Origin of the sequence: Citrobacter sp. Cf132, assembly GCF_030333885.1 — a bacterium.
Classification (GTDB): domain Bacteria; phylum Pseudomonadota; class Gammaproteobacteria; order Enterobacterales; family Enterobacteriaceae; genus Citrobacter; species Citrobacter freundii.
In genome coordinates, this window is the sequence record NZ_JAOWFA010000071.1 from 430,884 (window position 1) to 451,821 (window position 20,938).

The following is a 20,938-nucleotide window of genomic DNA, read 5'->3' on the forward strand; positions in this document are numbered from 1 at the left end:
TTTCACCCCATCACCGCCGTGCCTAAACGGCAGGTGCAACAGCGTCGTCCCTGCTCATCAAAGATGACGATTTCCCAGCTTTGATTTTGACGCCCAAGATGCAACGGCTGACAAACGCCGCGTACTTTCCCCTGCGATACCGCCCGATGATGCGTGGCGTTTAGTTCCGTCCCCACCACACACTGCCCGTCACGCGTCATCAGATAACCCGCCATCGAACCTAACGTTTCCGCCAGGGCCGCCGACGCGCCGCCATGCAGCAGGCCAAACGGCTGATGCGTTCGGCTATCCACCGGCATTTCGGCTTCCAGCACATCATCACCCAGTCGGGTATAGACCATTCCCAGATGCGCCACCATCGTGTTCTGACTGGTGGCATTGAGTTCATCCAGCGTCAAATGACGTTTCCAGATCATCGTCATGCCCCCAGCGTGGAACCGCCGTCCACCACGATATCCTGTAATGTAATGTGGCTGGCCAGATCGGAAGCGAGGAATAAAATAGTGTTGGTGATCTCTTGCGGCCGGGCGATTTTCCCCAGCGGAATCCCAAGCTTAAACTGCTCGCCAAATCCACGAATGCGCTGTTGCTCCGCGTCATCGCTGACCCACAGCGTACGCTGCATGTCGGTATCGGTCGAACCCGGAGAAACCACGTTACAACGCACACCGCTGCCTGCCAGTTCAAGTCCGACGGTCAGCGCCAGGCTTTTCAACGCGGCCTTTGAGGCACCGTAAGCACTCATGCCGATACGCGGCGTGTGCGCCGCATCCGACGCGACGGTCACGATCGCCCCGCCCTGCTGGCGACGAAACTGCGCCATCGTCTGCTGAAACAGATTGAACGCCCCGCCAACGTTAACCGCAAACGTCTGCTGCCACTCCTCAGCGCTTAGCGCATCGGTGGCACCCATACGCAAAATACCTGCGGCATTGACCAACACATCCAAACGCTCGCGCGCTTTGAGGACGCGCTGGCACACCTCAGCTACCTGTCCGGCATTCGCCACATCCAGCACTTCGGTCGTAAACGGGTAGTTATCCTGAGGAAATTCGCGATCGAATCCAGTCACCTCAGCACCTGCATTCGCAAACGCCAGCGCCGTGGTGTAGCCAATCCCTTTTCCCGCCCCGGTTACCCAGACGGTTTTCCCGGCAAAATCAAATCCGGCCATTACTTCACCTCGCGGGAGAGCAGAGCCCACCATGCGTCAATGGTCGGTTTTTTCGCCAGCATCACGAAATCAATGTCACCATGAACCTTACGCCAGCGCGCCGCCAGCGCCATCATGCGCACGGAATCCAGCCCATAGTCGATCAGGTTTTCGTCATCCATCGGCTCTTCGGACTCATCCAGCAGCGGCAGAATAACGCTGCGCAACGCATCTTTACTGGCCGGAACCGGCGTCGGTAATAATTCCTGGGTCATAACCACACGCCCGGAACGTCCCGCCACGTATTTCAGCGACATCAAGTGTTCATCACGGCTAAAGTCCGCCAGCGCATCGGCAACCATAAACGGCTTGATGTCACGCATGAAAGCGTCCGTTGCGGTGGTCATACAGCCAATATGCGCATACACCCCGGTGATGATCAGTTGATTACGCCCGGTTTCCTTGAGCATCTGTTCAAGCGGGGAGCGATGAAATGCGCTATAACGCCATTTCACCAGAATGGTATCCGCTTCATCCGGCGCCAGCGCCTCAACGATCTTTTGTTGTTCCGGCGAACGCGTCAGGCCCGGTCCCCACATATCATTGAGCAGAGCGCGGTCTTCATCACTCTGCTCTTTCGGTTGAGCGGTGTAATAAACCGGAATATTATGCTCTTTGCAGTACTGGCGCAGAGCGGCGATGTTCGCGACGACCTGCTCCATCATCGGACAGTTATCGCCCCAAAAGCCGATAAAATAATCCTGCATGTCGTGGATCAGCAGCGCGGCGCGTTCAGGGTCAAATGCCCAGTCGACTTTGTTCACCGGAACATCGAGCGCCGTTGGTAGCGCATAAGCCTGCAGTTTAGGAATTGCCATTTCTATTTCTCCTTCAGGCCAGTGAACGTGATGCCAGCCACTGACGTAATTGTTTTTTATCTACCTTCCCCACTGGAGTCAGCGGTAATGACTCAACGCACTCAACACGATCGGGTAATTTGAATTCCGCCACACCCTGTTCGCGCAGAAAACGGCGCACCTGAACCGCGCGCAGCGGCTCTTTTACCACTAGCCAGGCACAGCTTTTCTCGCCCATCAGTTCGTCATCCATACTGACCAGCGCTGCATGGATAACCATTGGATGGCGCAGCAGCAGGTTTTCAATCTCTTCAGCAGCGATCTTCTCCCCGCCGCGGTTGATCTGATCCTTTTCGCGTCCCTGAACGGTGATGTAGCCATCCGGGTCGATAGCGATCAGATCGCCGGAACAGTAAAAGCCGTTGGCGTCAAAGGCGCTGGCATTATGCTCAGGGCTTTTGAAATAACCACGGAAGGTGTACGGACCACGTGTCATCAGGCGTCCGGTCTCTCCCTGGGCTAAGGGGTTGCCGTCAGCGTCTGCTACCCAGACTTCATCATCAGGACACATCGGGCGACCCTGGGTATTGATGATGCGCTCAGGACTGTCGTCCAGACGGGTGTAGTTCACCAGCCCTTCAGCCATGCCGAAGACCTGCTGCAACTGGCAGCCAATCTCAGCCGGAATACGCGCCGCAAGCGTGGCGGAAAGTCTCGCTCCACCGACCTGTAGCAGTTTCAGCGAAGCCAATTGCGCATTACTGCCCCACTCCGCAATCGCCTGCAACCACAGGCTCACCGCAGGTGGCACCAGCGCAGTGACGTTAACCTGATGCTGTTCAATCAGCGGGAAACACAGGGTAGCGCTCGGGTCGGCCGCCAGCACGACGGTTCCACCCGCAAGGAACACGCCCAGCGCGCCTGGCGAACTCATGGCGTAGTTATGCGCCGCCGGGATTGCGCATAAATAACGCGTTTCCCCGGTGAAGCGGCAAATCTCATTGCTGCGACGCACGCTGTAGTAGTAATCGTTATGAGTGCGAGGAATCAGCTTTGGCGTCCCGGTCGTCCCGCCGGAAAGCTGGAAGTACGCCACCTCATCAGCGGGCGATGGTGTAGCAGTAAAATCAGTCGCAGGTTGGCTTATCGCCGTTTGCAGATTGTGTTCACCTTCGTCGTTGTGCAGTTGCACCACGCGCACTGAATTGTGTTCGGCCACAAAAGCGTTTAGAAAATCGTCCCCGCTAAACAGCGTATGCTGGCGATCGGCAATCAGCAGCGCCGGTTCAATCTGTTTGGCATAGGCGTTGAGTTCGTTACGCTGATGGCTGAACAGGGCCAGCACCGGAGCTACGCCCAGCTTGAGTAACGCAAAGAAGGTGATATATAGCTCAGCCACATTGCCCAGTTGTACCAGCGCGGTTTCACCGGGTTTAATCCCTTGGCGACGCAAACTGCAGGCTAGATTGTCAGCGGCATGATTCAGCTGGCGATAGCTCAGATGGCGTTCACCATCAATAACCGCCGTATGGTCGCTGTCGGCGTGACGGGTCAGAATGTCGGTCAGCGGCAAATCCTGCCAGTAACCTTTTTCACGATACCTGCGGGCAAACTCTTCCGGCCAGCGGGTGAATGGAATACTCATTATTGCTCCTTAAAACCAGTCCACAAGGCTCTTAATGCAGTCCAAAAACATTCAACATCGTGGAGAGCTTGGCCCCCGTTTCACGCCATTCCGCAACCGGGGAAGAGGCTGGAACAATTCCTGCTCCGGCAAAGAAACGCACCTGATTGCGCAACAGCTTCGCACAGCGGATCGTCACCACCCACTCACCGTTACCTTCGGCATCACACCAGCCGACAATACCGCCGAACAGTTCGCGATCGAACGGCTCCAGCTCGGCGATAAGCTTGCGCGCAACCTGATGTGGGAAGCCACTCAGCGCAGGCGTCGGGTGCAACAGGCACGCCAGCGTCAGGGCGTTTTCCTGCGCGTTGGCTTTACCTTCAAACGGCGTGCCGAGGTGCCAGAGCGTCGGCGTAGTAACCAGCTGCGGAGAAGAAGGCAGTTGCAGTTCACGGCTGCGATCGCGCAATACCGTTTTCATCGCTTGCGTCACCAGTTCGTGCTCATGGCGGTCCTTCTCAGATGCCAGCAGGCGGATCCCTGCTTCGCGATCCAGCACATCATCAGGCTGACGACGTGCAGAGCCCGCCAGCGGCAGAGAACTGAAACGCTCGCCTTCTTTGCGCAGAAGCAATTCCGGGCTGGCACCAATCAATACGCCGCCGTCTTCAATCGGCACATGGAAGTTGTAGCTCGCTGGATTTTGCGCCACCAGACGCTCCAGCAGCGCACCACTGTCAATGTTGGCATCGGTGGTGATATCGATCAGGCGTGACAACACCACTTTGTCGACTTCCGGAGTAGACGTCAGCGCAGCCGCCCGGGCGACCATATCTTCAAAAAAGTCCTGTTCCGGGATCGATTTACGTTCCACGACGTTCAGCGACTGATGCGCGGTAAAGTAACGTGATGATTGCTGCTTCTCCGTACGAGAAAAGCTCTGCCACGATTGGGGAATAAACAGCGATGATGGCTGGCGGGTGTCAAAAGGGATCGCCCCGACCATGACAGGGTTCGCGATACCCTGCGATTTGGCATCAGCAAACAGTGCGTTCATTTTTTGTTGGAAAGGGCTGTCTGGCGAATCGCCATCAATTGCCGGTTCCGCATAGCGGGCGAAGCATCCTGACGTCGTAAAACTACGGTACGGCGACATAAAGAAAAAACTGTCGGGAGCGAGCGTCGGCATAGTCTGCGTTTTTTCCTCGGCCAGTGACGTATCCATATCATCCTCCAAAAATGATAAAGGCTCTAATAATGATTATCATTTATATTTTCGGTCGCTAACCTAAAAGTAAAGCGGCGGTATGTCAACTCTTGTGGTAGCACAATGTGCGACTTTGGCTTGCATCCTTGCTCACTAACAATGAAAATGAGAAGCATTACTTATATTGATAACAGGAAGCCGATTCGTGAGTCTCCCCTCTTTTTGCCGCACCGTGCTCTTACTGGCAGGTTTATCTCTTTCAGGAATTTCTTCAGGTCACGCCGCCGACTGGCCGCGTCAGGTTACTGACAGCCGCGGCACGCATACGCTGGAACATAAACCGCAGCGAATTGTCTCCACCAGCGTGACCCTCACCGGTTCGCTGCTGGCGATTGATGCCCCGGTCATCGCCAGCGGTGCCACTACGCCGAACAATCGCATCGGCGATGCGCAGGGCTTTTTACGCCAGTGGAGCGAAGTGGCAAAAGAACGCAAACTGAGCCGCCTGTATATCGGCGAACCGAGCGCGGAGGCCGTTGCGGCGCAAATGCCGGATCTGATTCTGATAAGCGCCACCGGGGGCGATTCTGCCCTCGCGCTGTACGATCAGCTGTCCACCATTGCGCCAACGCTCATCATTAATTACGACGATAAAAGCTGGCAGTCACTGCTGACCCAGTTAGGTGAAATTACCGGTCAGGAGCAACAGGCTGCTGCGCGTATTGCCGAGTTTGATAAGCAACTACAGGCAGTTAAGCAACGTATTACTCTGCCACCACAGCCGGTCAGCGCGCTGGTATATACCGCCGCGGCGCACAGCGCCAACCTGTGGACGCCTGAGTCAGCGCAAGGCAAGCTGATGGAGCAGTTAGGGTTCACGCTGGCAACGCTGCCTGCCAACTTGCATACCAGCCAGAGTCAGGGCAAACGCCACGATATCATCCAGCTTGGCGGTGAGAACCTGGCGGCAGGCCTGAACGGCGAAGCGCTGTTCCTGTTTGCTGGCGACAGCAAAGATGCCGATGCTATTTACGCTAATCCGCTTCTGGCGCATCTGCCAGCCGTGCAAAATAAACGTGTTTACGCCCTGGGTACGGAAACCTTCCGTCTCGACTACTACAGCGCAATGCTGCTGCTGCAACGTCTGTCGGCTCTGTTTTAATTGCCAGCGCCGGATGCGGCTAACGCCTTATCCGGCCTACAATCCGTAGAGCACAACGCGATCAGACATTCACGGGGACTTGCCGGAATCGGCGCACTTCTCCCAACAACAGCAGCAGTAAAAGACCGACAATCACCAGCCCAAACCCACTCACGCTTGCCGAAGCAACTGGCGTCATCATCGCGCCCAGACCACCTAACAACGCCGCGCCAATCGCATCGCCGGTGACGTTCTGTGCGGTCCACAAACCATTAATTCGCCCGAGCATCGCTTCCGGCGTCTGCGTCTGTAACAGGGTGTACTGCAACAACGAACTGACCGCACTTAGCCAGCCAAACAGCGCCAGGCAAATAACCCCAAGCTGCCAAACGGGCATCAAGCCAAACAGACCGATAGCCAGAAATGAAGCCACGGTCGATGCCAGCATGATCAGTCCCGGACGAAGACTGTGCGCCAGTTGTCCGCTGGTCAATGCACCCACGGCTGCCCCCAGCGGAATAGCCGCATACAGCAGGCCAATTTGCGCACTCGACATGTGCCAGTTAATCGCCAACGCCGGATACAGCACGCGGACGGCGCTCGCCATGGTTAACAGACCACCGAGCAGTGCAATACCGCCAATCAGCGGGCTGGCAAGCAGAAAGCGGAATGCTGCCAGCAGCGATTTCAGCGGATGCTCACGCGGCTGCGGCGGAGGCGGCAACGCGGGAAGACTCAGCAACGGTAGTAAGGTAATGAAGGTCCCCGCCGCCGCCAGTCCGTAGTTCCAGGCCACACCGCCGGTCGCGAGCAACACCCCGCCAAGCATCGGCGAAATTACCGATCCCAGACGCACCGTCAGCATGGTAATCGCCCCGGCCTGCATCAGATTCTCCCGCCCGACCAGCGCTGGCGTCGCTGCCAGCAAAGCAGTCACACCCAGCGAAGCAAAGAAACCGTCCCATAAGCCAAGCAGATAAATTGCCAGTAACGACGGTTCGGGAAGTAACGCATTCAAACACAGGCCAATAAAGCCAATGCCACAGGTACCACGCGCCAGCAGGATCACTTTTTTACGCTCATAGCGGTCGGCCAGCACACCGCCCACCATCAGACCAATAAACATTGCACTGCCGGTCAGCGTCACCGACAAACCGACCTGCCAGGTCGACTGGGTCATTATCTGGATTTGTACCGGAACCGCTACGCCGAGTAGCCCCAGAGAGACAATGGAAATAAAACGGGCGAGGAAGACTGCACGAAATGCAGGGTGGGTCTTTAACAGGCTGAGATTGAGCAGCCATGATTGTCGATTCATTACAGAGCCTTACCAGGTACTTTTTCAATATCCATTCGATGGCTGCACATGCTAACATATCCAAATAAGATCGATAACGATAATTACTATCATTATCAGGGAAGTTGATATGTCATGCTCTGTTTCCGCGACACGCGCCTTCGCCGTGCCCGGACTATTGTTATTACTTGTTCTGACCACGGTATTAAGTCTGGTTATTGGCGCCAAGTCGCTACCTGCCTCCGTGGTGCTGGATGCGCTCACCGGCAGTTGTCAAAGCGCTGATTGCACCATCGTGCTTGACGCGCGACTCCCACGCACGCTGGCGGGGCTGCTCGCCGGTGGTGCGCTGGGCCTGGCTGGCGCATTAATGCAAACGCTCACGCGTAACCCTCTCGCCGATCCCGGCATTCTGGGTGTCAACTCCGGTGCCAGCTTCGCTATTGTGCTGGGCGCCGCGCTGTTCGGCTTTTCCTCTGCGCAAGAGCAACTGCTGATGGCCTTTTGCGGTGCTCTGGCTGCGTCGCTGATCGTAGCTTTTACCGGTAGTCAGGGCGGTGGGCAGTTAAGCCCGGTACGTCTGACGCTGGCGGGCGTTGCCCTGGGCGCGGTGCTGGAAGGATTATCCACCGGCATCGCACTGCTCAACCCGGACGTTTACGATCAGTTGCGTTTCTGGCAAGCTGGCTCACTGGATATCCGCAGCCTGCAAACGCTGAAGGTGGTATTGGTACCAGTACTGATTGCCGCGGCTGTCGCACTGTTCCTCAGTCGCGCCCTGAATAGCCTGAGCCTCGGGAGCGACACAGCTACCGCGCTTGGTAGTAAAGTCGCTCGCACACAGTTTATTGGCCTGCTGGTTATTACCGTACTGTGCGGCAGCGCGACCGCGATTGTCGGTCCAATCGCCTTTATCGGCCTGATGATACCTCACATGGCGCGCTGGCTGGTGGGGGCGGATCACCGCTGGTCACTGCCCGTCACCCTGCTGGCAACCCCTTCTCTGTTACTGATTGCCGATATCATCGGTCGCCTGATTGTTCCCGGCGAGCTGCGCGTGTCGGTGGTCAGCGCTTTCATCGGAGCGCCGGTGCTTATCTTTCTGGTACGCCGTAAATCGCGCGGGGGTGGCGCATGATGCACCTCTCCCGCCGCCTGATAATCAGCAGCCTGCTGCTGGTTGCAGGTTGTCTCGTCATTGGTTTATGGAGCCTGCGTAGCGGCGTTGTTACGCTGGAAACCCAGCAAATTATTGCCGCCCTGCTCGGCGATGCGCCGCGCAGTATTACCCTGGTGGTGACCGAATGGCGTTTGCCACGCGTGCTCATGGCGCTATTGATTGGCGCAGCGCTCGGCGTGAGCGGCGCAATATTCCAGTCGCTGATGCGTAACCCGCTGGGTAGCCCGGATGTGATGGGCTTTAATACCGGTGCCTGGAGCGGTGTGCTGGTGGCAATGGTGCTGTTCGGACAGCATCTTACCGCGATCGCGCTGGCGGCCATGCTCGGTGGGATCCTGACTTCTCTGGTGGTCTGGGCGCTCGCCTGGCGCAATGGGATCGACACCTTCCGGCTAATTATTATTGGTATCGGCATACGCGCCATGCTGGTGGCGTTCAACACCTGGCTACTGCTGAAAGCATCATTAGAAACCGCGCTAACGGCCGGACTGTGGAACGCTGGATCGCTCAATGGCCTGACCTGGGCCAAAACCTGGCCGTCTGCCCCGCTGATTATCATCATGCTGGTATGCGCCACATTGCTGGTACGCCGGATGCGCTTACTGGAAATGGGTGATGACAGCGCCTGTGCGCTTGGTGTCAGCGTTGAGCGCTCGCGTCTGATGATGATGCTGGTTGCGGTTGTACTGACCGCTGCCGCCACCGCGCTGGCGGGTCCTATCTCGTTTATTGCCCTTGTCGCGCCGCATATCGCACGACGTATAAGCGGCACATCGCGCTGGGGATTAACCCTGTCAGCGCTGTGCGGCGCGTTGCTGCTGCTGATGGCGGATTTATGCGCCCAACAGCTGTTTATGCCTTATCAGCTTCCGGTGGGCGTTGTCACCGTAAGCCTCGGCGGTATTTATCTTATCGTCTTGTTAATTCAGGAGTCCCGCAAAAAATGACCGAATCAGTAGCCCGTTTGCGTGGCGACCAGTTAACGCTGGGTTATGGCAAGTTTACCGTGGCGGAAAACCTCAATGTGTCGATTCCCGACGGTCACTTCACCGCGATTATCGGGCCAAATGGCTGCGGGAAATCGACATTGCTGCGCACGCTTAGTCGCCTGATGACGCCCGCGAACGGCAAGGTCTGGCTCGACGGCGAACATATTCAACACTATGCCAGCAAGGAAGTCGCCCGAAGAATAGGTTTGCTGGCGCAAAACGCCACCACGCCGGGAGATATTACGGTACAGGAGCTGGTTGCCCGCGGGCGCTATCCGCACCAGCCACTGTTTACCCGCTGGCGGCAAGAGGATGAAATTGCGGTCTCAAACGCCATGCAGGCGACGGGTATCACCCACCTGGCATCACAAAGTGTGGATACCCTTTCCGGCGGACAACGTCAACGCGCATGGATTGCGATGGTGCTGGCGCAGGAAACGTCGATTATGCTGCTTGATGAACCCACCACCTGGCTGGATATCAGTCATCAGATCGATCTGCTGGAACTGCTGAGTGAGTTAAACCGGGAAAAAGGCTACACGCTGGCCGCCGTTTTGCACGACCTGAATCAGGCCTGTCGCTATGCGACGCATCTGATTGCGCTGCGAGATGGAAAAATTATTGCCGAGGGTGCACCGAAGGAGATCGTCACCGCGCAGCTTATTGAAAAAATCTATGGACTGCGCTGTATGATTATCGACGATCCAGTTGCCGGAACGCCGTTAGTAGTGCCGCTTGGACGCAGCAAATAACACGCGTTATCGTAAGGCGGCTGGCTTGCCGCCATACGATAATTCATCACACCAGTTGCTGATCAATAAACGTCATTTTTTGCTTACGCGACACCATGGCATAGTTCAGCAGAACGCCACCACACGCCACCATTCCACCCAGTAATGCGGCCAGAATAACGATCATTGACTTAGCCGGGCCATCTTTTTTCACCGGCAGCGAAGGCGTAAGTTGATATTTAAACGGTGCGAATTTTACGTCGCTCACATTCATCGCTAACAGTTGCTCAACGTGATACTGCCGATTACGTAATTCACCGTTAATTTCAGCAACATCCGTTACTGATTTTTCTATTTCTAATTTACGTTCGATGCCGTCAGCACCCAGTGAAATAGAGAAATCGGGGTCATCCTTCACCGCCTGACCATTACTGTAGACCGGCTTTTTAATCCCGGCGGCATTGGCAATCTCCAGCGAGTAGTTCAGTCGTTGGATATTTGCTTCCAGTTGATTCTTGAGCCTGACGCGATCCATCTCCAGCCTTTCTTTCTCGAAGCTGGTTTTGATGGACAGTTTATTGCGAATATCTTCCAGCGTTTCTTTCACTACAATATCAGAAATATACTGGATATATCCCTTCAGCACAGACTGAGCTTCTTCGGCCTGAGGTGCGGTAAAACTCAGCGTCCATGCGGTATACAGCGAAGTTTCGTTCTTCTTACCCAGGTTAGTATCAACCGCTTTCATTTTCTCACTAAGCCTGACAATTGCCTGATGCAACTCCATTTCGTCGATATCAGCGCCTTTCAATTGATCCATCACGTAAGGTGAAGAGCGCAGATACTCTTCTAACAATGAAGGCGACTGGAATTTTTTGATAAACAGGTTAAACACATCACCACGGCTAACGCTAATATCCATATCCAGCACGCGCAATTTGGTCAACATATTCTCGAGACTCTGCCACTGAACCGGTTCTGCGGGGGTCACGATTGCCTGACTGGTCCATTTTTGCGGAAGCAGGAAAGATACCAGAATACCCGCACAAGCAAAGGCGAAAACGGTCGCTATAATTTTCGTTCTTGCTCGCCATAAGATTTCGATTAGGTTCACTAAATCGATTTCATTTGCGTTTGCCGCTGGCTGAGGATAGCCAGTAAATTCCGAAACGTTATCTTGCTTAATATTTAATGATGACATGTTGCGTGACCTGAAAACTTTCCTAAAAGAAAAACATTCCTGTGGGAGAAGTCTACCAGCTAGTCAGAATTATCCGAAACACTCTTTGCGCTTGTCGCCCTACCAAAAATTATATTCGGAATTTATTCACCCCTTTCATCACCTTGCACCGCACAAAAACAACAACTCCACAACATATTCTTTACATTGTAGAGCTGTTCGATCACCGCGATTGCAATATTCGTCTTGTTACACAGATTTATTAATCAGCGTATTTATTACAGGTCCTATCGCCTCAAACGCGGTGGGGGAAATAATATCAACATGCGCGCAGTCGTGGCGGTAAACATCCAGACTGGATATCCACGGGGCCCAGCTACGTTCAGGGCTGACACCCGGCACTAAGGTACGCTCAGCAACGAACAGCGTGGCGTGACCTGCAAACGGCACGCTGTGCGCCGTGGTGAGCAGGCGAACCGCATCGGCGTAGTTGCCTTCGATCGCGTTAAATAAGGCCTCTGACGCATTCCCCTGCTGCGCCGCCAGAAAGGCTTCGCGTTCACGCTCGATCTCCGCCAGCACCGCTGGATCCAGCCCATTGGCCTCTTTTTCTTGCCAGTTTTGCGTCTCTGGCGGCCAGGTATCCAACAGACCGAGGAATGCAACCGACTCTCCTCTGGCATGTAAGCGCGCGGCGATCCCCTGTGCCAGCGTGCCACCCAGCGAATAACCTAATAAATAGTAAGGTCCGTGAGGTTGTTGACTGAGCAGCGTTGCCAGGTGATGTTCGCATACCGAGTCGAGATTTTCCGCCGTTTGCATCGGGCCATCCGGTCGTGGCGACTGAATACCCATAATCGACCACTGAGGGCTGAGATAACGCGACAGCACGCTAAACTGCCAGGCAAAACCCGACGCCGGATGGAAGCAGAACAACGTTGGGCCGTGACTTTCACGCAGTGGCAATAGCGTCTCGAATCCCAGACGCTGCGACTGTTCATCATCATTGCTCTCCAGCAATGCGCTCAGTTGTTCCACGGTGGAAGCCACCATAATCTGCCCGGGCGTCACCTGACGCTCAAAAATGCGGCTCAACTGCGCTGCCAGCTTCATCGCCAGCAGCGAATGCCCACCAAGCGCAAAGAAATCAGCCTCTACATCATTCACCTCACAATCCAGCAAGGCCGCAAAAGACTGCGCGATGGTGGTCTCAGTCCCTGCTCGCGGTGCGCGCCCGGAAACACGCGACGTCAACTGCGGCATCGGTAGCGCTTTACGATCCAGTTTACCGTTCGCGCTAAGCGGCAACTCCGCCAGTTGTAACAATACCGTCGGTACCATGTGCGCAGGCAGTTTTTCGCGCAGACGTTCCCGCAACACAGCCGTATCCAGCGGCAAACCCGATTGCGACACCAGATACCCCACAAGTTGACGCGCATCGCCGCCTGTCGCCGCAGCCTGGTTGAATACGCAGGCATGGGCAACGGCATGCTCGACATCAGGCAACTGCTGCATCACCCGGTCAATCTCGCCGAGCTCAATGCGCTGTCCACGAATTTTAAGCTGGTCATCGCTGCGCCCGAGGTATTCCACCGCGCCATTTTCCAGCCAGCGCGCCACATCTCCGGTACGGTACATACGTTCACCGACGTTAAACGGATCGGCGATAAAGCGGCTCGCCGTCAGATCCGGACGCCCCAGATAGCCTTGCGCCAGTTGGATCCCCGTCAGATACAGGTCACCCGCTACGCCGAAAGGCACCGGGCGCATCATGGCATCCAGAATGCGTAAACCGGTATTCCATACCGGATAGCCAATCGGTACGCTGTTGCCGGTTACGGCAGCGAGATCTTCTCCCCAGGCCGGATACCAGCTCACATCGACCGCAGCTTCCGTTGGTCCGTACAAATTGTGCAGTGGCGCATGAGTCAACTGCTCCCACTCACGGCATAAATCGGCTGGCAAGGCTTCGCCGCTGCAAAATACCCGTTTCAGAGAGGTACAACTCTCCCGCGCGGTTTCCGGCGTCAGTGAAGCGACAAAAGCGGCCAACATAGAGGGGACAAAGTGCGTGGTCGTCACCCCATAACGGGCAAAGAACTGTTGCATCGCCAGCGGATCGCGGTGCGCTTCAGGTTCTGCCATGACCAGTTTTGCCCCGGCAATAAACGGCCAGAAAAACTCCCATACCGAGACGTCAAAACTGCATGGCGTTTTTTGCGCCACCACATCATCTGCGGTCAGCGGATAGTGATTTTGCATCCACAGCAGACGGTTAACGATGGCGGTTTGCCCAACCATCACCCCTTTTGGTCTACCGGTAGAACCGGAAGTAAAAATGATATAGGCCGTATGATTGGGTTGAGATAGCACCAACGGAGCAGCATCTTCTGCTGGCAGCGGCGAGTCATAGCAGAGACTTTCCAGCCCTGGGATATCGCTAAAACGCGCCAGTTGCTCTTCAGTCGCTATCAACAATTTTGGCTTCGCGTCTTCGAGCATCATCCGCAGGCGATCGTCCGGGTATCCGGTATCCAACGGCAGCCAGGCAGCTCCGGCTTCCACAATACCGTGCAGCGCCAGCGTCAGGAACACAGAACGCGGTAATGCCACAGCTACGCTGTCGCCAGGACGGACGCCGCGTTCGCGCAGAAGGCTCGCCAGCGCCACGACCTGCTGGCGCATTTCGCGATAGCTAAACTGATAACGGGCATCGGCCAGCGCCGGGGCATCCGGCGTTTTATCGGCCTGCTGTGTCACCAGTGCGCTAAGCGTAGTGAACGGGATCTCCACGGTCGTGTCGTTAATCTTCGCCAGCCGCTCATGTTCTGTAGGCAACAGCATCCCGGCGTCGCCGCAGCATAGCGACGGATTGTCAGCAAACTGCTCGATAAGCCCGATTAAACGCGAGGCATGCTGCGCCAGCGTTTCTGCATCGTAGCGCTGTTTATTGGCCAGGATTTCAATACTCAGCCCGCCGTTTTCATCCGGGAACAACGCCAGTTCAAGATCGTTCACCGGTCCTGTCGCCAGCGTATGAGTTTGCGCCTGAACACCGGGAATATTCAGATGATAGTCGAATATTTTCACGTTCAGCACCGGGCCAAACAGCGGCTCTGCACCGGCTGCACGCCCGCTGTCGCGAACGATTTGTTCGGCATCATAACGTTGATGCCGACGCATTTTCTTCAACTGTCCGGCCAGTCGTTGTGCAAGCGCAGGCAAGTTTTCTGCCGCATCCAGCCTCACACCAAATGGCAGAACGTTTAAAACCGGTCCAGTGGACGTCAACGCCGCCGAGCCCATGCGCCGCATAAAGATAAACCCGGCGGCATAATCCATTCGGCTGCATAAACGTCCCAGCCACAACGCCACCAGCGCCAGAGCCAGATCCGCACGCTGAACGTCAGGCATGCGTGCCGCAAGTCGGCGAAACGCTCCTTCAGGCGCGGTTAACTTCATGCGAATAATATCCGCGCTGGCCGAGCGTCCCGGCAACGGATTGTTCGACAGCGAAGCAGGAGGTGGGAGTTGCTTTCGCTGCTCGCGCCAGAAGGCGCCGTCCCGTTGCCAGGCATCACTTTGACGGTACTGTTGATACTCTTCCACCACCTCGGCGAACGGCGTAAAAGGCGAGTCTGGCGTAGACTCGCCATGTAGCCATGCGCGATAGATTGCGGCTATCTGGCGGGTAATGGCCGGGAAGCTGAAGCCATCGACCAGCAAATGATGGTAACGCTGATACCAATACCAACGTTTATCTCCCACCTGTATAAGCTGGTGAAAAACCAGCGGCTTATTGCCGTCAGCACGTATGTCCTGCTGCAGGTCTGCCTGCATCAACGCACGCGCCGCCTCATGTGGGTTGGATTTTTCGCGCAGATCGATGATTTCGGGTTGCGCAAAAGTGAGCGCAGGATCCACCCATTGCCAGACCTCGCCGTTATCTTCGCTAAACTGCATTCGCAAGGTATCGGCCTGCTCCAGGCCCGCCACAACCGCTTTCGCCAGCAACAACGCGTCCAGTTCGCCGGTTAATTCTACGTAGTGCGCCACGCTCCACGCCGAGGGCAATGTGGAGAGTTTTTCCGCCATCCAGATCCCCGGCTGAGCCGCCACTAACGGTAAACGCTGAGTCATGGAGCCTCCTGCATATCGACATAGTTCGCGGGCGTCAGCGTGGTCCAGTTTGCATCCAGCCATTGCTGGCAGGCTTCCTGGGATTGGGGTTCGCAAGCAATTTGCCAACCAGCAGGAAGTGAACACTGCTGCGGCCAAAGGCTAAACTGACGTTGGGGATTTTGCAGAATGTAAAACTGGCCCTGCGGATTATCGAAGGGGTTACTGAATTCCATACTCAACTCCTGTCGTGGAACGTCGTCCGGTTAAATCGTGTCGGTAAGCGGTTGCCAGAGCGTCATTAGCCCTTGCATCAGACCGCCGCGCCAGCAAAGCGCATCGTGTCCACCATCAACCTGACGCCAGAAAATAGACTGTGGTGCAGAAGGTAACTGGGCATATAACGCCTGATTAGCGCGATAAATAATGGGCTCGCGGATCCCCGCTTCCAGGACAATACGCAACCCCTGAGCGCTGATGGTCCCGGTCTTCAGTTGCTCGACGATCGCTCCGTCCTGATGACCACCACGATGCGGCCACCAGTAAGAGCCCGACTGGCTAAGAACACAGCCAAAGCGCGCGGGCCAGTTCAGCCCGGCATACAGAGATGACAACCCGCCAAAACTTTGTCCGGCGACCACAGTACGCTGTGGATCGTCACTGAACGCGGTCGTCGTCTTCACCAGTGGTAATAGCTCCTCTTGTACCGCCAACCAAAAATCCGCGTTACACGGCAGTTCGCGGCTACGGTGAGCCGTGTCAATGGCATCAATCAGGAGATAAACGGCAGGAGGAAGGTGTCCACGATGCGTAAGTGAAGTTAGCGCAGGCCAGACCGGCATACTCTGTGCCCAAAACTGCCCATCCAGCAGGATAGCCAGCGGACGAGATTCCACTTGGGCCTCACCGGTGGTAAATACCCATACGCGACGCGTATTACCAAGCCTGGCGCTACGCCATTGCAGACAAACTGCGGGTGAATCGGGGTTTTCAGGTCGATCCCATCCGGGCTGTACGGGCGCCTCCGGCATTTCCAGCGCAGACACCGCATGACCGCGACCGCCCTGCCAGCTCTGCGGATTAAGGGGATCGGCAATGGCCTGCGGCAGCAATTGCCGCCAGCCTTCACGCAGTTCGCTTCGGTCAGGCGCTGCGCCCACCGCCAGCGAGGAAAAGATATCGTTTCGTGTTGTCGGGATAAAACAGTAGCTGCCGCGCCAGTTGGCGCTGAGAGAAACACGCCAGCACCAAACATTTGTTCCATCAATGCGTTGCATCGACTGAGGGGTAGCGTTTTGATGATGATCGGTGACGCCAGTGATATAGACCCACACGCGATGAATAGCTGACTCTTTCTCCGTTCCCTGCGGGTCACGCCACCAGAAGGTTACCCGATAATTTCCGTTGTCTTCACGCTCCCACTCCGGGCCTTTTTTTGACTGCCACCACGCCTCGCTTCCCATCTTTAACGTCGTCACCGCCATAACCCCATGTTTATTGTGAAATTTTATGATCTAGCGTGAAATATATTGATAATATTATTGATAACTATTTGCATTTGCAATAGCGTATTGTCGCGCTGTGGGAAGCGCGCACAGTTTTTCACCACTTATAAACCGACCTGGCGCTGCGTACTTTTTCTGGAATGGATAGTTTACGCAGATGCGGGCGACATCAGACCAAATGCCGCACCGAGGCACATTGGTACTCGTGGCTAAAAGAACAGCAGGACATACAATGAACAACAAGATTCATTCACTGGCCTTATTGGTCAATTTAGGGATTTACGGGGTAGCCCTGCCAGCAATGGCAGAAGATCAAACCGATAGCGTAGCTGTCTCTCATGAAGACACCATCGTCGTTACCGCCGCCCAGCAGAACCTACAGGCGCCGGGCGTTTCAACCATTACCGCTGATGAAATTCGTAAGAACCCTCCCGCTCGCGATGTGTCGGAAATCATCCGTACCATGCCTGGCGTTAACCTGACCGGTAACTCAACCAGCGGTCAGCGCGGCAACAACCGCCAGATCGATATTCGCGGCATGGGGCCAGAAAACACCCTGATTTTGATCGACGGTAAACCGGTTACCAGCCGTAACTCCGTACGCCAGGGCTGGCGCGGCGAGCGTGATACCCGCGGCGATACCGCCTGGGTTCCACCGGAAATGATTGAGCGTATTGAAGTGCTGCGCGGTCCTGCCGCGGCACGCTATGGCAATGGCGCAGCTGGCGGCGTGGTGAATATCATCACCAAAAAAGGCAGCAATGAATGGCACGGTTCCTGGGATACCTATTTCAACGCCCCGGAACACAAAGACGAAGGATCGACCAAGCGCACCAACTTTAGCCTGAATGGTCCAATGGGTGGGGATTTCAGCTTCCGCCTGTACGGTAATCTCGATAAAACCCAGGCCGACGCATGGGACATCAACCAGGGTCATCAGTCAGAACGTACCGGCACATATTCAAATACCTTACCAGCCGGTCGTGAAGGGGTGATCAACAAAGACATTAACGGTGTGGTTCGCTGGGATTTCGCCCCACTCCAGTCACTGGAATTGGAAGCCGGTTATAGCCGTCAGGGTAACCTGTATGCGGGCGACACTCAAAACACTAACACCAACCAACTGGTGAAAGATAACTACGGGAAAGAGACCAACCGTCTTTACCGCCAGAACTACTCTCTGACCTGGAATGGCGGCTGGGATAACGGCGTCACCACCAGCAACTGGGTGCAGTACGAACATACACGTAACTCCCGTACGCCTGAAGGTCTGGCGGGCGGTACTGAGGGTATCTTCGACCCGAATGCGTCACAAAAATACCTCGACGCCGACCTGAGTGACGTCATGCTGCACAGTGAAGTCAGCATTCCGTTAGATCTGCTGGTCAACCAAAATCTGACGCTCGGTACTGAGTGGAACCAGCAACGCATGAAGGACATGTTGTCCAATTCACAGACCTTTATGGGCGGTGATATTCCAGGTTCGAGCAGTACCAACCGTAGCCCATACTCAGACGCAGAGATTTTCTCTCTGTTTGCTGAAAACAACATGGAACTGACCGACAGCACTATGTTGACGCCGGGTCTGCGTTTCGACCACCACAGCATCGTTGGCGACAACTGGAGCCCATCTCTGAACCTGTCCCAGGGTCTGGGTGATGACTTCACGCTGAAGATGGGGATTGCGCGAGCCTATAAAGCACCAAGCCTGTACCAGCTCAACCCGAACTACATTCTGTACAGCAAAGGCCAGGGTTGCTACGCCACCGGTTCCGCGACGGGCATTGGTTGCTACATGATGGGCAACGATGACCTGAAGGCCGAAACCAGTATCAACAAAGAGATTGGTCTTGAGTTCAAACGTGACGGCTGGCTGGCCGGGGTAACCTGGTTCCGTAACGATTACCGCAACAAGATTGAAGCGGGTACGGTACCGTTTGACAGAACGTCTATCACCAGCAAAGGGAAGACGACTTACACTGATATCTATCAGTGGGAAAACATTCCTAAAGCAGTGGTTGAGGGTCTGGAAGGTACGTTGAACGTACCGGTTAGCGAAACCGTTAACTGGACCAACAACATTACCTACATGCTGCAAAGTAAGAATAAAGAGACCGGCGAGCGCTTGTCGATTATTCCTGAATACACGCTGAACTCAACGCTGAGCTGGCAGGCGCGTGAAGATTTATCGCTGCAGTCAACCTTCACCTGGTACGGTAAACAGCAGCCGAAGAAATACGATTACCAGGGTAAACCGGTAACCGGTAGTTCGGCGAGTGAAGTCAGCCCGTACAGCATCGTCGGCCTGAGCGCGACCTGGGATGTGACGAAAAATGTCAGCCTGACTGGCGGCGTGGATAACGTCTTCGACAAACGTCTGTGGCGTGAAGGCAATGCCCAGACCACGGGCGATATTGTAACCGGGAACTATATGGCGGGCGCTGGCGCGCACACCTATAACGAACCGGGCCGGACGTGGTTCATGAGCGTTAACACGCACTTCTGATAACGTTTCTCCCTCTCCTCGCTACGGGGAGAGGGAAACAATAACGACGATGCACACAACGCACACAACGCTCACTTTCGCAGACCACACGCTGCACATTGTCGAGTTCGATCCCGACACCTTCCAAGAGCACGACCTGTTCTGGCTCCCCCACCATACTCAGCTTCAATCCTGTGGGCGTAAGCGTAAAGCTGAGCACTTAGCGGGGCGTATTGCCGCAGTACATGCATTACGTGAATACGGTATCAAAACTGTGCCTGGCATCGGCGGGCAGCGACAACCGCTGTGGCCACAAAAGTTGTTTGGCAGCATCAGCCACAGTACGTCAACTGCGCTGGCGGTGGTATCGACGCATCCCGTCGGACTGGATATAGAAGCTATTTTTACGCCACAAACCGCAGTTGAGCTGACTGGCGGTATTATCGATAACTGTGAACAACGGCTTTTACAGTTCAGTTTGGTTCCCTTTCCGCTCGCCTTAACCTTGGCGTTTTCCGCCAAAGAGAGCGTGTATAAAACATTTTCCGCGCAGGCATCGGAGCTGCCGGGATTTGCCAGCGCCAAAATAGTTGCACTCACAGCGACACACTTAACGGTGCAAATCACCCCGTCATTTTCGCAAAACCTCGCCGGGCAGGAAGTTAATGTTCGCTGGTTTCAGCATGATGAAAACATCATTACTCTGTGTGAAGCGACTTTGTAACAAAGTCAGCCATTGACCGGCGTTGCCGCCCGTGTTCATCAAAGTTCTCCGCAGCCAGCCAGCGCTGTAACACGGCGTCACACTGGGGCCATTCGCCGTCAATCATCGATAACCAGTCGCTGTCGCGATTGCGGCCCTTACGCACAATCTTCTGGCGAAAGCGTCCTTCGAAGATAAACCCAAGGCGCTCCGCCGCTCGTCGAGAAGCGGTGTTCAGAGAATCGCATTTCCACTCCACGCGACGATAACCCAACGCAAACGCCTGGCGCAGCAGCAGCCAGATGCTTTCGGTGCCAAGTACCGTATTTTTCATGCGCGGTGACCAGGTCACATGACCAATTTCGACCGAACCGTGCTCTCGTTCGATCGCCATAAAACACACCAGTCCGACGGCTCGTCCGAAACGCTGATCAATGACGGCATAGGGAACCAGAGAGGCATCAGTGGATTTCCCCTCAACCCAACAAGCTGCAGCCTCAACGCTTGTGGGGCGAGAGCTTGCAAGCCAGGTCCAGTCGCGATCGTCCGGTGCCTGCGCGTAGGCATCAAACAGATCGGCGGCATGGCTGTCGGCATCCAGAGGAACCAATCGACAATATTGACCGACAAGCGTTTCCCGTGGCAGTACGGCAGCGCCATTCCAGTCCGGCACAACATCGCCGACGGTCTGCCCATAAAGATTTATTTCCGGCACGATTCAACCCCTGTTGCGAAGTAAAAAATAGTTATAACACCAGCTATTT

General features: G+C 55.3%; 17 protein-coding genes. 6 read left to right on the forward strand and 11 right to left on the reverse strand.

Going from position 1 to position 20,938, the window contains the following annotated elements:
* Nucleotides 1–2: 2 nt before the first annotated feature.
* Genes entH through entC form a run of 5 tightly spaced genes read right to left on the reverse strand, consistent with a single transcriptional unit; the run spans nt 3 to nt 4,862 of the window.
* On the reverse strand, nt 3–416 hold the full coding sequence (entH, locus tag OGV85_RS22670; protein WP_003022055.1) for a proofreading thioesterase EntH: 414 nt from the start codon (nt 414–416) through the stop codon (nt 3–5).
* Nucleotides 417–418: 2 nt separating this feature from the next.
* Nucleotides 419–1,174: a 2,3-dihydro-2,3-dihydroxybenzoate dehydrogenase EntA gene (gene entA, locus OGV85_RS22675; protein WP_003022049.1), complete on the reverse strand. Its 756-nt coding sequence runs from the start codon at nt 1,172–1,174 to the stop codon at nt 419–421.
* Nucleotides 1,174–2,031, reverse strand: a complete 858-nt coding sequence (locus OGV85_RS22680; protein WP_003022045.1) for an isochorismatase — start codon at nt 2,029–2,031, stop codon at nt 1,174–1,176. The genes entA and OGV85_RS22680 overlap by 1 nt, the downstream gene beginning before the upstream one ends.
* A 13-nt stretch (nt 2,032–2,044) precedes the next feature.
* Nucleotides 2,045–3,655: a (2,3-dihydroxybenzoyl)adenylate synthase EntE gene (gene entE, locus OGV85_RS22685; protein WP_003022042.1), complete on the reverse strand. Its 1,611-nt coding sequence runs from the start codon at nt 3,653–3,655 to the stop codon at nt 2,045–2,047.
* Nucleotides 3,656–3,686: 31 nt separating this feature from the next.
* The gene (gene entC, locus OGV85_RS22690) at nt 3,687–4,862 is read right to left on the reverse strand and encodes an isochorismate synthase EntC (RefSeq protein WP_003022040.1); all 1,176 of its coding nucleotides are present in this window, start codon (nt 4,860–4,862) and stop codon (nt 3,687–3,689) included.
* Between the two features lie 187 nt (nt 4,863–5,049).
* Here entC and fepB point away from each other — a divergent pair, with 187 nt between their 5' ends.
* Complete coding sequence (fepB, locus tag OGV85_RS22695; RefSeq protein WP_061548055.1) at nt 5,050–6,006, forward strand: Fe2+-enterobactin ABC transporter substrate-binding protein; 957 nt, start codon at nt 5,050–5,052, stop codon at nt 6,004–6,006.
* Nucleotides 6,007–6,067: 61 nt separating this feature from the next.
* Here fepB and entS read toward each other — a convergent pair whose 3' ends face one another.
* Complete coding sequence (gene entS, locus OGV85_RS22700) at nt 6,068–7,303, reverse strand: enterobactin transporter EntS (protein ID WP_181522612.1); 1,236 nt, start codon at nt 7,301–7,303, stop codon at nt 6,068–6,070.
* A gap of 109 nt (nt 7,304–7,412) precedes the next feature.
* Between entS and fepD the strand changes: the two genes are divergently transcribed.
* From fepD to fepC, 3 genes are read left to right on the forward strand one after another with little or no spacing between them, the layout of a single operon-like run.
* Nucleotides 7,413–8,420, forward strand: a complete 1,008-nt coding sequence (fepD, locus tag OGV85_RS22705) for a Fe(3+)-siderophore ABC transporter permease (protein ID WP_003835646.1) — start codon at nt 7,413–7,415, stop codon at nt 8,418–8,420.
* Nucleotides 8,417–9,409: an iron-enterobactin ABC transporter permease gene (fepG, locus tag OGV85_RS22710; protein WP_003022026.1), complete on the forward strand. Its 993-nt coding sequence runs from the start codon at nt 8,417–8,419 to the stop codon at nt 9,407–9,409. Before fepD ends, fepG begins: the two co-directional genes overlap by 4 nt.
* Nucleotides 9,406–10,203 (forward strand): iron-enterobactin ABC transporter ATP-binding protein, encoded by a 798-nt coding sequence (gene fepC, locus OGV85_RS22715; protein ID WP_003022023.1) that lies wholly within the window; start codon nt 9,406–9,408, stop codon nt 10,201–10,203. The genes fepG and fepC overlap by 4 nt, the downstream gene beginning before the upstream one ends.
* Before the next feature lie 46 nt (nt 10,204–10,249).
* Here the strand turns inward: fepC and wzz(fepE) are convergent, their stop codons facing one another.
* The 4 genes from wzz(fepE) to fes form a co-directional block, all read right to left on the reverse strand.
* Complete coding sequence (gene wzz(fepE), locus OGV85_RS22720; protein WP_061548053.1) at nt 10,250–11,383, reverse strand: LPS O-antigen length regulator Wzz(fepE); 1,134 nt, start codon at nt 11,381–11,383, stop codon at nt 10,250–10,252.
* A gap of 228 nt (nt 11,384–11,611) precedes the next feature.
* Complete coding sequence (gene entF, locus OGV85_RS22725) at nt 11,612–15,502, reverse strand: enterobactin non-ribosomal peptide synthetase EntF (protein WP_061548052.1); 3,891 nt, start codon at nt 15,500–15,502, stop codon at nt 11,612–11,614.
* Nucleotides 15,499–15,717, reverse strand: a complete 219-nt coding sequence (locus OGV85_RS22730) for an MbtH family protein (protein WP_003022015.1) — start codon at nt 15,715–15,717, stop codon at nt 15,499–15,501. The genes entF and OGV85_RS22730 overlap by 4 nt, the downstream gene beginning before the upstream one ends.
* A 30-nt stretch (nt 15,718–15,747) precedes the next feature.
* The gene (gene fes, locus OGV85_RS22735) at nt 15,748–16,965 is read right to left on the reverse strand and encodes an enterochelin esterase (protein WP_061548051.1); all 1,218 of its coding nucleotides are present in this window, start codon (nt 16,963–16,965) and stop codon (nt 15,748–15,750) included.
* Nucleotides 16,966–17,218: 253 nt separating this feature from the next.
* Between fes and OGV85_RS22740 the strand changes: the two genes are divergently transcribed.
* Nucleotides 17,219–19,492, forward strand: a complete 2,274-nt coding sequence (locus OGV85_RS22740) for a TonB-dependent siderophore receptor (protein WP_003835658.1) — start codon at nt 17,219–17,221, stop codon at nt 19,490–19,492.
* Between the two features lie 49 nt (nt 19,493–19,541).
* Entirely contained in the window at nt 19,542–20,195 is a 654-nt protein-coding gene (gene entD, locus OGV85_RS22745) for an enterobactin synthase subunit EntD (RefSeq protein WP_061548050.1), read from the forward strand.
* On the opposite strand, the gene OGV85_RS22750 is transcribed toward entD, so the two are convergent.
* Nucleotides 20,170–20,889 carry a GNAT family N-acetyltransferase gene (locus tag OGV85_RS22750; protein ID WP_003022005.1) on the reverse strand — a complete coding sequence of 240 codons (720 nt, stop codon included), beginning with the start codon at nt 20,887–20,889 and terminating at the stop codon, nt 20,170–20,172. The two genes, entD and OGV85_RS22750, sit on opposite strands and share 26 nt — an antisense overlap.
* Between the last annotated feature and the right edge of the window lie 49 nt (nt 20,890–20,938).

Excerpts from the sequence above, each read along its gene's own strand:
- entH (WP_003022055.1), bottom strand. The coding sequence starts at position 416 with ATGATCTGGAAACGTCATTTGACGCTGGATGAACTCAATGCCACCAGT.
- entA (WP_003022049.1), bottom strand. The coding sequence starts at position 1,174 with ATGGCCGGATTTGATTTTGCCGGGAAAACCGTCTGGGTAACCGGGGCG.
- OGV85_RS22680 (WP_003022045.1), bottom strand. The coding sequence starts at position 2,031 with ATGGCAATTCCTAAACTGCAGGCTTATGCGCTACCAACGGCGCTCGAT.
- entE (WP_003022042.1), bottom strand. The coding sequence starts at position 3,655 with ATGAGTATTCCATTCACCCGCTGGCCGGAAGAGTTTGCCCGCAGGTAT.
- entC (WP_003022040.1), bottom strand. The coding sequence starts at position 4,862 with ATGGATACGTCACTGGCCGAGGAAAAAACGCAGACTATGCCGACGCTC.
- entS (WP_181522612.1), bottom strand. The coding sequence starts at position 7,303 with ATGAATCGACAATCATGGCTGCTCAATCTCAGCCTGTTAAAGACCCAC.
- fepD (WP_003835646.1), top strand. The coding sequence starts at position 7,413 with ATGTCATGCTCTGTTTCCGCGACACGCGCCTTCGCCGTGCCCGGACTA.
- fepG (WP_003022026.1), top strand. The coding sequence starts at position 8,417 with ATGATGCACCTCTCCCGCCGCCTGATAATCAGCAGCCTGCTGCTGGTT.
- fepC (WP_003022023.1), top strand. The coding sequence starts at position 9,406 with ATGACCGAATCAGTAGCCCGTTTGCGTGGCGACCAGTTAACGCTGGGT.
- entF (WP_061548052.1), bottom strand. The coding sequence starts at position 15,502 with ATGACTCAGCGTTTACCGTTAGTGGCGGCTCAGCCGGGGATCTGGATG.
- OGV85_RS22730 (WP_003022015.1), bottom strand. The coding sequence starts at position 15,717 with ATGGAATTCAGTAACCCCTTCGATAATCCGCAGGGCCAGTTTTACATT.
- fes (WP_061548051.1), bottom strand. The coding sequence starts at position 16,965 with ATGGCGGTGACGACGTTAAAGATGGGAAGCGAGGCGTGGTGGCAGTCA.
- OGV85_RS22740 (WP_003835658.1), top strand. The coding sequence starts at position 17,219 with ATGAACAACAAGATTCATTCACTGGCCTTATTGGTCAATTTAGGGATT.
- entD (WP_061548050.1), top strand. The coding sequence starts at position 19,542 with ATGCACACAACGCACACAACGCTCACTTTCGCAGACCACACGCTGCAC.